Consider the following 13218-nt stretch of genomic DNA (forward strand, 5'->3'; position numbering starts at 1 on the left):
GGCTGGAGCTGATCACGCGCGACGGGGTCCTGGCCACGGCCGAGGGGCGGGGACGCCACGCTACGATCGAGGCGGAGGTGGACGCGGAGGTGAGGCAGGGGGCATCGCCCGACGAGGCGCCCTCTGGCGCGAGCTCGACGCGTCGAGCGCCGCGGCGGTCAGCGACCCAGGCTGCGCGTGGCAACGAGCAGGAGCTCATGCAGCGCGTCGGGGGCGTCGACGTGCACCCAGTGACCTGCCTCGGGAACGACGTGCAGGTGGACCCCGTCGTGCTCCCGTGTTGCGAGCTCGATGCGCGCTACGTCGGCTGCGCTGAGCACGGAGGAGCGCCCGCCCACGATCATGTGGACCTGGCCGCGCCCACGCGGTCGCTCGACCGCAGCCCACGTGTCCGTGTCGTAGTAGCTCGCCAGCAGCGCCTCGACCTCGTCGAGGTCCAACGGGAAGTCACGCTCCCCAGCTGGGGTGCGGCGCAGGTTCATGGCGAGCCAGAGCGCGATGGGTCGACTCAGGCCCGCGGCCTCGATGGCCGAGACGAACGCCTCACGGCTCGCCACTGGGAAGGAGAGGTCCCGCAGGGTACGGAGGATCTGCGCCGTCTCTTGCACCCGCGCTGGCTCAGTTGCGCCGCTCCGGGTTGCAGGTGCGTCTGGGGCGCGCTCCCGGCCGGGCGACGAGTCGACGACGATCAGCGCGTCCAGCGGGTCACTGCGGTCGCTGGCGTACTGCATCGCGACCTTCCCGCCAAAGCTGTGCCCCAGCACCCCGCGCACCGGTGCGGCGAGGACGGCCTCGAGCGCCACCAGGTCACGGGCTGCTTCGGCGATGGTGGGCGCCCCCGGCAGGCCGAGCGAGTCGCCATGGCCCCGCAGGTCCACCAACACCGCAGCCAGCTCTGGACGCTCGTCCACGAGCTTGCGCGCGACGCCGCGCCAGTTCGCGCGGGTGCCCAGGATGCCGTGCAGGAAGAGCAGGCTGCGGGTGGGTGTGCTCCCGTCGGCCTGGACGATGGTGTGCGCAGGGATGGCCACGGGCCGCCATGTAGCAGCCCAGCCCGAGAATGCACCCAACAACCGGGTGGCGGCCCCGCGTGCGGTCGACGTCAGTCGTCCGGGTCGCTGCGGAGGCTCCGACGGGTCATGTCGACCGTCATGGCCTCGGGGGGCTGACTCACCTCGGTGTGCGCTTCGCTCAGGACCACCTCGCTGACGATGGCCCCGTGCGTGCGCCACCACGTGCGTGAGTCCTGGGTGCGCCAGACGTGGGCGTCCGCGCAGGTGTCGAGCATGAGCGCGAATTCCCGTGCGTTTTCGGGGCGGTCCTCCGGGTTCTTCGCGAGCGCCGCCAAGAGCACCCGCTCGAGGTCCGCCGCGACGGGTCGACCCAGGCGGGAGGAGGGCGACTCGGGGGCCGCCTTGAGGTGCTGGGTGATGGTGTCGACCGCCGTCTTGCCCTGGAACACGGGCGTCGCCGTCAACAAGAAGTAGCCCACGGCGGCGACCGAGTACAGGTCGCTGCGGGCGTCGAGCTGTTTGGGGTTGGTGACTGATTCGGGCGCCAGGTACAGCGGCGTGCCGGCGAAGTTGTCCGTGCCCGAGAGGTCCTTCTCCGAGTCGCGGGGCGAGAGGCGCTTGACCAACCCGAAGTCGAGCACCTTGACCACGTCCGCCACGCCGCCGCGCTCGCACAGCATGATGTTGGCTGGCTTGATGTCCCGATGGATCAAGCCGACGTCGTGCGCTTCGGCGAGGGAACCGAGCACCTGCTGGAGGATGTGGATGACGCGGGCTGCAGGGAGTGGCCCCACCGCGCTGATGAGCGCCTGCAGCGTGACCCCTTCGACGTGCTCCATGGCGTAGTAGAAGGCGCCCTCGGGGGTGAGCCCGTAGTCGTAGATGGCGATGGTGTTGGGGTGCGTCAGCTGTGCCGTGAGCTGCACCTCGCGCTCGAAGCGGGCGAGGTCCTTCGCGCGGCGGCGGTCTTCACGGAGCAGCTTCACCGCCGTGGGGCGCCGCAGCATGGCGTGACTGGCGCGGTAGACCGTGCCCATGCCTCCCTCGCCGAGGCGGGCCTCGAGTTTGTACTGCCCTACCTGCGAGCCCTCGAGGCTCGCGGGCTTGCGGAGGTTGGAGACCGACCGCGACAGGCGCAGCGACACGAGCAAGGCCACCACCAGCGCCAGCCCCACGACGGCCAAGAGGCCATTGCGCTGCTGATGCACGCTGGCCAGCACATCCTCCCGCGCGAGCGCCGAGAGGACGTTCAAGGTGCGCGATCCGCCGAGCGGGAACTGGCGGGTCACGCCCACGAACGTATCGTCGTCCAAGGACACGGGACCTTCGTCGACGGGCGCCCCCGCCAGCTCCGCCAGCGCCGTGATGTGCAAGGCCTCGGGGGTCGGTAGGCCCGCTGCGAAGCGCTGCGCGATGGCGTCCGCGTCGAGGGGTCCCGGGAGGCCGATGACGTGGTGGTCGAGCGTGACGGCCACCCAGCCGCGTTCCTTGATGCGGATGGCGGACGTGAACCGGCTGAGGTCGAGGAGGGTGATGTCGAACGCGACCACCGTGGGCTCCCGGGGCGAGTTGGCAGCGCGGCTGACGGTGATGCCGGGTTCGCGGGTGGTCTGGAACGTGTAGGGCTCGGTCCAGTGGACGACGTCGGGGCGCGAGAGCGCGCCTCGGAACCACGGTCGCTCACGAGGGTCGTAGGGCGTCTCCTCGATACGGCGGCTCACCTCGTTGCCGCTGGCGTCGTAGTAGATGCGTTGGTTGCGACGTACCCCCAACTCCGGGTCGGCGATGCGCACCAGACGGTTCTCGAAGCGACCGTCGAGGTGCACCAGCAACATGTACTCGTCGCCGCTCTCGGTCGCGACGAGCATGGACGAAACGGAGGGCGAGTGCCGTAGGAGCGGCAGGAATCGCGCGTTCAGCGCGCTCACGTCGTGCACGTCGAGGGCGCCCTCGGAGGCCCACTCGTGGGCGGTGGCGAGCAGCGCCTCGGTGGGCTCGAAGAAGCGCTGCAGCTCCGCGACGGTGCGCGCGCCCGCCTGGGCCAAGAGACCCGTGGTGAGCTCGTCCGCGTCGCGCCGTGCGCTCGAGAGCGCGAGCGCCATGGCCGCGCCGCCCGTGACGAGGGTCAGGCTGAGCAGCGTGATGATCAGGCGGGAGCGCACTGCGCGAGGATAACCCCGATGGCTCGTTCGTTGGCGCGCGTCGTGCGCGGGGGCGCGGGTCCGACGGACGTCAGCCGGGAGGCTGCTCGTCGTCCGCCGGTGGACGGCGCGTGCCCCGCAAGCCGAGGATGTGGAGGGCCTCGGGAGAGCGCGAGAAGACGACCTCGGAGCCGATGTCGACGTTCTGGACGCGGTTCTCGCCGTCGAAGTAGAGCCGTCCCTCGCGAATGAGACTCACGAACGCGAGCTCCTCGTCCGCAGCGAGGACGCCCTTCTGGAGCTGGAGGCGCGTCTCGCCCCGGTGGTACGGCTCGCGCACCACGTACTGGATGCGCTGCGAGCCAATGGGCAGCACGCGACCGCCTGCGCTGCGCACGGCCGCGGTGGAGCCCGCGGCGGGGCCCGCCCAGATGCCGCTCGACATCTGCGACTCCTCGACGTCACCACGGCGCAGCAGGTAGCGCGTGGTGGCGGCGGGGCAGGCGTGGCAGAAGAGCACGTCGTTGAGCACCCGGGTGTGCACGACCTCGCCGTCGACGCCGACCTGCATGCGGTTCAGCTTGGTGGAGCGCATATCGCCCGCGAGGGCCGCCTCGAGCAGCTCGCCCACCTGCCCCGAGTCGCCCGCGCAGAAGTAGCCGACGCTGGTCTTCGGAGCCGAGTTGATGGCGATCATGGGCGTGTCGGCGCCCACCATGTGCGACGCCCAGAGCAGCGTCCCATCGCCGCCGAGCGTGACGACCAGGTCCCACTCGTGCTCGGGCTCTGGGGAGTACGCGTGCCGAAAGCGGGCGTCGGCGCCGAGCTGCTTGAGCACGTCCTTGGCCCGCTCGAGCGTGGCCAGGTGCGCCTCGTGTGCCTCGAGCAGGGACGCTACGCTACGGTGCCCCTGGTCCAGCAGCGCCTGGATGCGCTGGCTCTTCCCACCACGGAAGCGCTGATAGGTGGTGCGCTTGTAGATGACCAGGACGCGCGGAGCGCTCATGTCGGTTGCCCTCGGGACGCCCGGGACGCCACGAAGCGACGCAGGGCGACCTCGGTCTTGGCGTCCTGGATGTCGCCTCGGTCCACGGCGGCGATGGCGTCCGCCAGGCTGACGAAGAGCAGCCTGCTGCCCTCCTCGACCGGCGAGCCGTCGAGCGTGGGGTCGCCCACGGTGCAGCCATCGAGCGAGGCCACCACGTAGTGGAGGCGCTCGGCGAGGACACCCGGGCTCAGATAGGTCATGCGCCCGAGAGGCTCGAAGCGCTCTTCGGGGACGACGTAGCCGGTCTCTTCGAGGGTCTCGCGCGCTGCGCACGAGCGGACCCCGGGGAGCACGCCGTCCACGCTCACACCCGCTGCCTCCTCGGGCTCGATCAGACCAGCGGGCACCTCCCACAGGACGCTGACGGTCTGGGTCTCGGCGCGGGTGCGCACGCCCAGCGGTGGGCGCAGCGACGAGCGGATGCACACCTCGACGCCATCGGGGCCCGTGCGGTGGAGCAACATCACCACGGCGTCGAGGGCGGCGCGGTCGACCACGTCATACGGGTACGGGGCGCTCTCGGTGCCGTCCTGATAGCGGTTCTTCAGCCGCAGCCGGCGCAGCTTGAGGAACCCCTGGTCACACCGCGCGGTAGCGCTCTGGTCGTCGACGACCTCGATGGAGATGGACGGCGTCTGCCAGTCGGCGTGTCTGGTCATGGGGAGGTCCCGGGAGAGCTGGGGGCGGGGCGCCACGCGAGGGCGATGCCGGGAGCGTACAACGTGACCGCGCGAGAACCGAAGAGGCGGGTGACGTCGAGCCCGATGGTCACGCGCAGGCGTGCACGGGACGCGGCGTCTCCGAGGCCGATGGCGGCGTGCAACCCGCCGCCGAGGAAACCGCCCCCTCCGAGCTCGGCGCGCGCCAGGGTGCCCCACGCGCCTGCCCCGAACCACGCGCCACCGCGTAGACGCGCTTCGAAGCCGACACGGCGACCCGCGTCGGGGAAGAGCCCCGCGATGAGGCTGGCACCAAACGGGACGAACACGCGCGTGCTGTCTGCCTCGCCGCCGACGACACCCACTCCCACCGTGCCGCCGAGCGACAGCCACGGTGCCGCGCGCAACACGTGCAGGAGGTCGAGCTGGATGGCCCCTCCAACGCCCGCGCCCTCGCAGCCGTTGGCGAGACAGTCGTGCTGCAGGAGGACGGGCGCGGCGAGCACCCCCGCAGGCTCGCGGTCCGCTTGGGCGTTGGCCGCGCGGACGCCCGTCAGGAGCATCGTCGCAACCACGGCGAGGGCACACAGCGCGGGGGCGAGCGCGTGCCCGGGGTCCATCCCGAAGGCGCGCGCCCTGCTGCAGAGGCGAGCGCACAGACTCGCCCGCGATCGCGACGAGGGCGAGCGCCGCACGCCGCGCGTCGACGCGCGCGGGACGTCCCTCAAGGCGCTGCCCCGAGCTGCGCGCGGCGCCTGCGCGTCACGACTGCGGGATCTTCTTGGCGTCTTCGAGGAAGCGCGCGAGCCCGAGGTCGGTGAGGGGATGCTGCACGAGGCGCAGGATGACATCGCGGGGGAGCGTGCCCACGTGCGCGCCGAGCATCAAGCATTCGACGACGTGGCGCGGGTGACGGATGCTGGCGGCGAGCACCTTGGTCTTCAGGCCGTAGTTCGCGTAGCAGGTGACGAGCTGCTCGATGAGCTCCATGCCGTCGCCGCTCACGTCGTCCACGCGGCCGATGAACGGGCTGATGTACGTGGCGCCGGCCTTGGCCGCGAGCAGGCCCTGGGTGACGCTGAAGCAGAGGGTGACGTTGGTCTTGATGCCCTCGGAGGTGAAGGTCTTCACGGCCTTGAGCCCGTCGGCGATGAGCGGGACCTTGACCACCACGTTCGGATGGAGCTGCGCCAGCTCGCGGCCCTCGCGGACGATGCCCTCGTAGTCCGTGGCCAGCACCTCGGCGCTGATGGGACCGTCGACGATCTTGCAGATGTCGACGATGACGTCCTTGAGCGGGCGCCCGACCTTGGCGATGAGGGAGGGGTTGGTGGTGACGCCGTCGACGACGCCCATGGCCGCCACATCGCGAATCTCGTCGAGGTCGGCCGAATCGATGAAGATCTCCATGGGCGAGGTCATAGCCCGAAAGTGGGGCCGCGCCTAGCCTCCTTCCTACTGCGTGGGTGGGGGTGGGTGGGGCCTGTCTGGAGTACGCTGGGCCGGGTGGTCGTGCGGAGGGCGCCGGGCAGCCCCGCGGCGGGGTCGGTCGCGCTGGCGCTCCCTTTGGTGCCTCCCCCATTTCTACGCGCTGCAGCGCAGCGCGTGAAATGGGGCCCCCCCAATCCCCTTGCTGGGGCTGCCCGGCGCCCTCCGTGCGGCTTGGCGGGTGCGTGGGTGGACGGCCGGGGCCTCGCCGGGAGGGCGGAGCTGGGCGCTCTTTCGGTGGGGGCTGGTGGGGCCCGGTTGAAGATGGGCGGGGCCGGTTGGGGCGCTTGGATGGTGTGGGCTCGGCGGTGGGACGCGGGGCTCGGGCGGGGCCTCTTGGATGGGTGTGCGGCTCGGCGCGCGCGGCGGTGGGACGCGGGGCTCGGGCGGGGCCGGTCGGCGCGCTCGGATGGGTGTGGGGCTCGGCTGGCTCGGCGGTGGGACGCGGGGCTCGGCGGGGGCCTCTTGGATGGGTGTGGGGCTGGCCCGCTCAGCCGTCGGGGAAGGGCTTGTAGCGGACCTCGACGATCTCGAAGCGCGTCACTCCGCGGGGGCGGGTGACTTGGACTTCGTCGCCTTCCTCGCGCCGGAGGATGGCCTTGGCCATGGGGGAGTCCATGCTGATGAAGCCGCGCTTCGCGTCGAACTCGTCGGGGCCGACGATGCGGATGCGGAGCTCTTCGCCGTGCTCGCTCTCGAGGTGCACGTAGGCGCCGAAGTAGACCTTGCCGTCGTCGCGGGCCTCGTCGGGCTGTACGACCGTGACGGCGTTCAGGCGCTGGCCGAGGTGGCGCAGGCGGCGGTCGATCTCGCGCAGCTTCTTCTTGCCGTAGATGTACTCGGCGTTCTCGGAGCGGTCGCCCTCGGCGGCGGCTTCGGCCACGCCCTTGACCACCTTGGGGCGCTCGACGCGGTAGAGCTGCTCGAACTCGGCGCTGAGCCGGGCGTAGCCCTCTTGCGTGATGTAGCCGGAGCGCGGCTCGACGGGTTTCGGCGTGCGTTGTCCCATGACCGGACGATCCTCAGAGCATGGGGGAGAACAGGCGCGCCGTGGAGGCCAGCAGGCGACGTGGCAGCGGGTCGGCGTTGAGCGTGGCCATGTCGAGGGGCCGGGCGCGCGCGACGTCTTCGGCGAACACCGCCGCCAGCTGCTCGGCGACGCGACGGTCGTACATGACGACCACCACCTCGAAGTTCAGCCGGAAGCTGCGGTTGTCCATGTTGGCCGTGCCCACGATGGCGAGGTCGTCCACGACGAGGGTCTTGGCGTGCAGCACGGGCGCCTCGAGCTCGTGGATGATGACCCCGGCGGCGAGCAGCTCGGGGTAGTAGCTGCGGGCTGCGGCGGCGACGATGGGTTGGTCCCCGGCCGTCGGCAGCAGCAGCTCCACGCGTACGCCGCGCATGCCCGCGACCGAGAGCGCGTTCATCATGGCCTCGTCGGGGACGAAGTACGGCGTGGTGAGCTGGATGCGGCGCTTCGCGGCGGTGATGGTCGAGAAGAAGAGCTTGTGGATGGCGTCGATGTTCTCGTCGGGTCCCGACGACACGACCTGCACGGGGACGTCTTGCAGCTGACCGCGTGCGCCGGTGTCCCGTGCGGGCGCCAGCATGAGCTTGGGCGCGTCGCCGCCCGCGTACTGCCAGTCTTCGTAGAACACGCGCGCGAGCCCCTCGACCGCGCTGCCCTGCAAGCGCAGGTGCGTGTCCCGCCAGGCTGCCTCGCCCGCGAACTCGGCGCTGTGGTTGTCGGTCAGGTTCATGCCGCCGGTGAAGCCGATGCGCCCGTCGATGACCGCGATCTTCCGGTGGGTCCGGAAGTTGGTCATGGTGGGGCGCCAGGTGGTCCAGTTCACGCCGTTGAACGGGCGCACCTCGCCGCCGGCCGCGCGCAGCGGCGCCCAGAACTTGGCCTTGGCGTTCCCGGAGCCGAGTCCGTCCACGATGACGCTCACGCGGACGCCCGCCGACGCGCGCTCCGTGAGCAGGTCGCGGATGCGGGTCCCGATGTGGTCGGGCTCCCAGATGTAGTACTCCATCAGGATCTTCGAGCGCGCACCCGCTATCGCGGCACACAGGGCCTCGTACTTGGCGACGCCCCCGAAGAGCAGGTCGACGTCGGCCCAACGTAGCGTCGCGGCCTCGCCCACCGCGTTCTCGAGCAGGCTCACGGTGGGCGTGTTGTCCGCGATGTCGCTGGGCAGGGTGCAGCGCTCGAGGTCCGCCTGCTGCTTGCCCACTACGCTGCGCGCCCGGTGGCGTCGTCGCTTGCGGCGGTCGAAGCGACGCGGGCCCAGGAACACGTAGATCAGGAAGGCCACCACCGGCAGCGCAGCGAACGTGACGATCCACGCGATGGTCGCCTGGGACGAGCGCCGCTCGAGGATGATGTAGCCGCTCGACAGGACCACCCACACGACCTGCAGCGCGGTCAAGATGGCGAGGCCCGTGGGTGGCAGGTCGAAGGTCGGCATGCTCAGGAGGCGGGGGCGGCCGCGTAGGAGCCGAGCAGCACGCCGCGCTCGACGAAGTCGGCCAGCAACGCGGACAGCCGCTCGAGGAAGGTCTCGTCGATGGCGACGTCACGGGCCTTGGTGACGGCCTGGACGCGCTCGGCGAGCGTGCCCTCGCCGTCGACGAACGCGTCGAGCAGGGCGGCGGCGATGTCGTTCAGCACCCACGTGGAGGGTCGGTCGTCCAGCCGCCGGTACACGGCGAGGTTGGCGGGCTCGGGGGTGGGGGTGTCTCCGCGTCGATCGACCCGATGCTGCACCCGCAGACGACGCAGCGCTGGCGTGGTGGCCGGCGGCAGCTCGAAGCTGAGCGGCACCACGGGCGCCGCGGGCTCGGACTCGAGGTGCTGGACCGTCCAGCGCGCCAGCTCGAAGCGGCACAGCTCGGGGACGTGCGCGGGCAGGTCGTCCGAGAAGCGCGCGAGCGCGAACGCCCCGAAGTGCTCCGGGACCTCACGAAACCAGCGCGTGCGCGGCGGGGCCTCGGCGAAGAACTCGGTCAGCAGGGCCGCCGTCGCGTCGTCGCCCAGCGCGCGCAGGGTGCGTGGGAGCGCGGCGCGTACGACCTTGTCGAGGCGATGGCGCACCATGTTGCGGTAGATGCGGAAGCGCTCGGGCGAGCCGAGGGCCGTGAGGTCGTCCTCGCTCGGGCTCGGGTCGAAGAACACGCGCAGGGCCGCCTCCTGGTAGGCCCGCAGGCTCATGTCTGCGGGGCCGCTCACGCGCAGGCCTCCGCGGTGCACACGCGATCGACGATGGCCTGCAGGCGGCGCAGCTCGTCGAGCTGCTCGGCGAGGGGTGGGATGTTGTTGTCGCGCTCCAGCAGGATGGGCTTGCTCCCGCTGCGGCGCAGGGTGTGCTCCAGCAACGAGTAGACCCCCTCGGGTACGGGCTCGCCGTGTGTGTCGATACGCAGGCCGTCCTCGCGCACCAGGTGCCCCGCCACGTGCATCTGCACCACGCGGTCGACCGGCACGCGATCGATCCAGGCGCGCGGGTCGAAGCCGAAGTTCTGGCTGTTCACGTAGACGTTGTTCACGTCCAGCAGCAGCTGCGCGCCGGTGCGCTTCAGGATCTCGCAGAGGAAGTCGACCTCGGCCAAAGGGTCGCTGCCCATGGCCGCGTAGTAGCTGACGTTCTCGAGCGCCACCGGCAGCCCGAGCGCGTCCTGCGCCTCCATGATGCGCTGGCTCACGACGCTGACGGCCTCGTCGGTGAACGGCAGCGGCAAGAGGTCATGCGCGAAGACTCCGTCCACCGACCCAAAGCAGGCGTGGTCCGAGTGCCAGGCGACCTCGAGGTCGGTCAGGAAGCTGCGCAGCTCGCGCTGATAGCGCGGGTCACACGGCTCGAGGGCGCCGAAGCACATCGTCAGGCCGTGCGTGACGACCGGCCACGACTCGCGGGCGCGCTCGAGGATGCGCGCGAAGCGGCCGCCACGCTCGATGTAGTTCTCCGGGTGCACCTCCACCCAGCGCACCTCGGCGGGGAGCTCTGCGAGCAGTGCCTCCGAGTTGCCCATACGGAGGCCGATGCCGACCCCGCTGACTGCGTCATGTGCTCGTGTCATCGCGTCCGCCGAACCCTACCGCAAAGGAAACAGAAACGCCGCGATGACCAGAGCCACCGCGGCGCGTCCAGTGGGCTACGGCGTGATCAGCCGCAGGAACCCTCGCCACAGGACGCCTCGCCCTCGCCGGAGCAGGACGCCTCGGGCTCCTCGGTGGCGCCGGAGCAGGACGCCTCGGTCGCGCCGGAGCAGGACGCCTCCGTGGCGGTCTCGCCACCCGTGCTGGACTCCTCGCCCTCGGGGCTCTCGGAGCTGCAGCCCGCGGTGAAGCCGAGCGCGGCGGTGGCCATGGCGATGATGGTGTGCTTGAGAGCGGTGTTCATACGTATCCTCCGACTTGCGTCGCTGTCTCGTCTCGTGGACCAGGGTTGATGGCACTCGTGGTGCCGAAGCGGCGAGGGTGGTAGCCCGCGCCGCAATCTGAGTGGAGCGAACGCTAGCCGTCCGCGCCGTTCGTGTAAAGTCCTCGTCGAGCGAGGACCTCTGCCTCGGGTATGCCGCAGCGAGGGCCCCTGTTTCACGAATTTCTCGGGTTGGCGCGCGACGCGCCGCGAGAGACACGCCCGGAGCGCGCGTAAGTGACCAAGATCAAGAATGAAAACGGCCGAGCTCGGCGCTCGGCGGCGCTCGTGGTTTGGGTGTGCATGTGTGCACTGGGGTGCGCGTCTGGCGTTCCTGGACACGGGAGCGCCCCGACCGCAGACGTCGACTATGTCGTGACGCCCAGCTCGGACCTGGCGAGCTTCGGGGTGTCTGCCTGCGCCAACCAATCCGTGACATACCGGCCGTGGGCCGCGCCTTGGTCGCGCATCGAGGTCACGGAGGGCGCGCGCGTGGACGACACACTCCAGCCGAGCGCACGCGGCTGCGTCGCGTACCGAGTGGATCTGGTGGCGGGCCGCAACACGCTGATCGGCACGGAAGCCGTGTCCAGCGCGCACTCGGAGTGGATGCTGCGGCCGTCAGGCGCGATCGGCACGGTGCGCGTAGGCTTCGTCCTGCCGCCGGGGTTCGCGGTCGCGAGCGCCTGGCCGAGCGCGGTCGGCGCGTGGGGGACCACGCTCGGTGGACCCGACACGCATCGCAGCCGCGACGCCCCACGGGTGGGCGCGCTCGGCGCCGAGGCGGTCGCGTCTGGAGCGTCGCGGCTGGACGCGTCCTTCGTGCTGCCCCCGCTCGCGCTCGAGCTCCCGAGCGATGTGCTGGTCGGACACTTCGAGCACAGCACGCGCGACGTGGGGGGCACGCAGCTGCAGGTCGCGCGCGTCGCGGGCACGCTGCCTCACACGCAGGCGCAGCTGGTGGAGCACATCGCGCAGGCCGTCGGCATGGTGGGGTCCGTGGGGGGCCGCTTCCCGAGCGAGCGGATCCTGGCGGTGGTGTGGCCCGCCCCCAGCGATCAGCCCGTGCAGTTCGGTCTCACGAAGCGCGGCGGGGGCGCCTCGATCCTGCTGTTCTTCGGAGAGAGCGCGCCCGCCGGGTCTCTGGCAGCGGACTGGGTGACGGTGCACGAGCTGTCGCACCTCCTGCACCCGCTGGTGCCCGGGGCGGATCGCTGGTTGAGCGAGGGCATCGCTACGTACTACCAAGAGGTCCTGCGCGCGCGGGCTGGCTGGCAGACTCCCGAGCAGGCGTGGACGCGGATCGCCCAAGGCTTCCGAACGGGTCGCCTGGGAGGCACGGGGCGCACGCTGCGCGAGGAGGCGCTGGCCATGCACGAGACCGCCGCGTACACGCGCGTGTACTGGGGCGGCACGGCGTTCGCGCTGGCGGCCGACATGGAGCTGCGCGCACGCGGCAGCTCGCTCGACGCGGGCATCGCGCGGTGCGTGCGCGAGGTGCAGCGCACGTCACGCCCGGTCCCCGCGGGACGCATCCTCGCGGTGTTCGACGAGGCCCTGGTGCCCCTCGGCGCCGAGTACGGAGACCGCAGCGAGTGGCCGCCCACGGACGACCTCTTGGAGCGCCTCGGGGTGCGCTGGTCCAGCGCGGACGACGACGCGACCGTGGAGCTGGTGGACGCCCCCGAGAGCGCGCTGCGCGATGCCATCATGCGCCCGCGCCGTTGACCGGCGAGCGATCAGCGTCGGCGAAAGACCGAAGCCTCCGCCGACGTTCGCCCACGCGTCAGCGGCGTCGGCTGCTGCGGCGCCGACGTGAGCTGCTGCTGCTGCTCGCCGCCGGGGCACCGAGGCTCGCCGCCGTGGTACCCGCGTTGGTGCTGATGCCCAGGCGATAGTTGCCGGTGGCGTTGCTGGTGTACGCGCCCACCCAGACCTTGATCAGGCCGGCAGGGAGCGGGCCCTCGACCATCGGGTTCACACCCTCGAAGTCGTCGTTGCAGCGGTAGGTGCCGTCGGGGAGCTGCACGGCGAGCGTGGTGTCTGCCTGTCCGCCGTTCACGATGAAGCGCACGTACGGGAGCGCGGCCGCGTTCTGGATCTGGTGGTCCGGAGACGTCGAGACGAAGCCGCGGCAGCCAGGACCCCACGCGGTTGCGTCCGTCGGTCCGCCGAAGCGTCCGGGAATGTTCTTGGTTCCGGTGAAGCCCGCGGGGAGCTCCGTCGGCCCCCCGAGTCCACAGCCGCTGCCCAGCGCGCCCAGCATGAGCCCACCGATCACCGCGAGCGCGGCGTGCTTGTTCGTTCGGTTCATCGTTTGTCTCCCACCCGCCACCCGACGAGCTTCTCGAAAGGCGTCCCGCCCCAAGTTGCCCGCGAGCATACGCCAGAGCGAGCCCCATCTCCCCGGCTTTTTGCTCGACGCAGGAGTCCGCGCGCGCCCAC

The 13218-nt window shown here is 71.1% G+C and carries 13 protein-coding genes; 1 reads left to right on the top strand and 12 read right to left on the bottom strand.

Features of this window, described 5'->3' with window-relative positions; all coding sequences use genetic code 11:
• Nucleotides 1-158 precede the first annotated feature (158 nt).
• The 11 genes from H6726_19495 to H6726_19545 all read right to left on the bottom strand — a co-directional run bounded on the left by H6726_19495 (nt 159) and on the right by H6726_19545 (nt 10755).
• On the bottom strand, nt 159-1031 hold the full coding sequence (locus H6726_19495; protein ID MCB9659843.1) for an alpha/beta hydrolase: 873 nt from the start codon (nt 1029-1031) through the stop codon (nt 159-161).
• Between the two features lie 71 nt (nt 1032-1102).
• On the bottom strand, nt 1103-3115 hold the full coding sequence (locus tag H6726_19500; protein MCB9659844.1) for a protein kinase: 2013 nt from the start codon (nt 3113-3115) through the stop codon (nt 1103-1105).
• Nucleotides 3116-3245: 130 nt separating this feature from the next.
• On the bottom strand, nt 3246-4160 hold the full coding sequence (locus tag H6726_19505) for an NAD(+)/NADH kinase (protein ID MCB9659845.1): 915 nt from the start codon (nt 4158-4160) through the stop codon (nt 3246-3248).
• Complete coding sequence (locus tag H6726_19510; protein MCB9659846.1) at nt 4157-4861, bottom strand: NUDIX hydrolase; 705 nt, start codon at nt 4859-4861, stop codon at nt 4157-4159. The genes H6726_19505 and H6726_19510 overlap by 4 nt, the downstream gene beginning before the upstream one ends.
• Complete coding sequence (locus H6726_19515) at nt 4858-5481, bottom strand: hypothetical protein (protein ID MCB9659847.1); 624 nt, start codon at nt 5479-5481, stop codon at nt 4858-4860. The genes H6726_19510 and H6726_19515 overlap by 4 nt, the downstream gene beginning before the upstream one ends.
• A gap of 142 nt (nt 5482-5623) precedes the next feature.
• On the bottom strand, nt 5624-6271 hold the full coding sequence (gene fsa, locus H6726_19520) for a fructose-6-phosphate aldolase (GenBank protein MCB9659848.1): 648 nt from the start codon (nt 6269-6271) through the stop codon (nt 5624-5626).
• 568 nt (nt 6272-6839) lie between these two features.
• A complete protein-coding gene (gene greB, locus H6726_19525) occupies nt 6840-7358 on the bottom strand; it encodes a transcription elongation factor GreB (protein MCB9659849.1) in 519 nt (172 codons plus the stop codon).
• Nucleotides 7359-7371: 13 nt separating this feature from the next.
• The gene (gene cls / locus H6726_19530) at nt 7372-8823 is read right to left on the bottom strand and encodes a cardiolipin synthase (protein MCB9659850.1); all 1452 of its coding nucleotides are present in this window, start codon (nt 8821-8823) and stop codon (nt 7372-7374) included.
• A gap of 2 nt (nt 8824-8825) precedes the next feature.
• Entirely contained in the window at nt 8826-9584 is a 759-nt protein-coding gene (locus H6726_19535) for a putative DNA-binding domain-containing protein (protein ID MCB9659851.1), read from the bottom strand.
• Nucleotides 9581-10432, bottom strand: coding sequence for a DUF692 domain-containing protein (locus tag H6726_19540; GenBank protein ID MCB9659852.1), 852 nt, complete (start codon nt 10430-10432; stop codon nt 9581-9583). Before H6726_19540 ends, H6726_19535 begins: the two co-directional genes overlap by 4 nt.
• Before the next feature lie 86 nt (nt 10433-10518).
• Nucleotides 10519-10755, bottom strand: coding sequence for a hypothetical protein (locus H6726_19545; GenBank protein MCB9659853.1), 237 nt, complete (start codon nt 10753-10755; stop codon nt 10519-10521).
• 393 nt (nt 10756-11148) lie between these two features.
• Here H6726_19545 and H6726_19550 point away from each other — a divergent pair, with 393 nt between their 5' ends.
• Nucleotides 11149-12501, top strand: a complete 1353-nt coding sequence (locus H6726_19550) for a hypothetical protein (GenBank protein MCB9659854.1) — start codon at nt 11149-11151, stop codon at nt 12499-12501.
• A gap of 58 nt (nt 12502-12559) precedes the next feature.
• On the opposite strand, the gene H6726_19555 is transcribed toward H6726_19550, so the two are convergent.
• Nucleotides 12560-13087, bottom strand: a complete 528-nt coding sequence (locus H6726_19555) for a hypothetical protein (GenBank protein MCB9659855.1) — start codon at nt 13085-13087, stop codon at nt 12560-12562.
• Between the last annotated feature and the right edge of the window lie 131 nt (nt 13088-13218).

Source organism: Sandaracinaceae bacterium (assembly GCA_020633055.1).
GTDB lineage: Bacteria > Myxococcota_A > Polyangia > Polyangiales > Houyiibacteriaceae > JADJJE01.

What these genes read in the sequence shown, in the direction of transcription:
- H6726_19545 (MCB9659853.1), bottom strand. Translation starts at nt 10,755, where the DNA reads ATGAACACCGCTCTCAAGCACACCATCATCGCCATGGCCACCGCCGCG.
- H6726_19500 (MCB9659844.1), bottom strand. Translation starts at nt 3,115, where the DNA reads ATGGCGCTCGCGCTCTCGAGCGCACGGCGCGACGCGGACGAGCTCACC.
- H6726_19510 (MCB9659846.1), bottom strand. Translation starts at nt 4,861, where the DNA reads ATGACCAGACACGCCGACTGGCAGACGCCGTCCATCTCCATCGAGGTC.
- cls (MCB9659850.1), bottom strand. Translation starts at nt 8,823, where the DNA reads ATGCCGACCTTCGACCTGCCACCCACGGGCCTCGCCATCTTGACCGCG.
- H6726_19555 (MCB9659855.1), bottom strand. Translation starts at nt 13,087, where the DNA reads ATGAACCGAACGAACAAGCACGCCGCGCTCGCGGTGATCGGTGGGCTC.
- H6726_19505 (MCB9659845.1), bottom strand. Translation starts at nt 4,160, where the DNA reads ATGAGCGCTCCGCGCGTCCTGGTCATCTACAAGCGCACCACCTATCAG.
- greB (MCB9659849.1), bottom strand. Translation starts at nt 7,358, where the DNA reads ATGGGACAACGCACGCCGAAACCCGTCGAGCCGCGCTCCGGCTACATC.
- H6726_19540 (MCB9659852.1), bottom strand. Translation starts at nt 10,432, where the DNA reads ATGACACGAGCACATGACGCAGTCAGCGGGGTCGGCATCGGCCTCCGT.
- H6726_19515 (MCB9659847.1), bottom strand. Translation starts at nt 5,481, where the DNA reads ATGGACCCCGGGCACGCGCTCGCCCCCGCGCTGTGTGCCCTCGCCGTG.
- fsa (MCB9659848.1), bottom strand. Translation starts at nt 6,271, where the DNA reads ATGGAGATCTTCATCGATTCGGCCGACCTCGACGAGATTCGCGATGTG.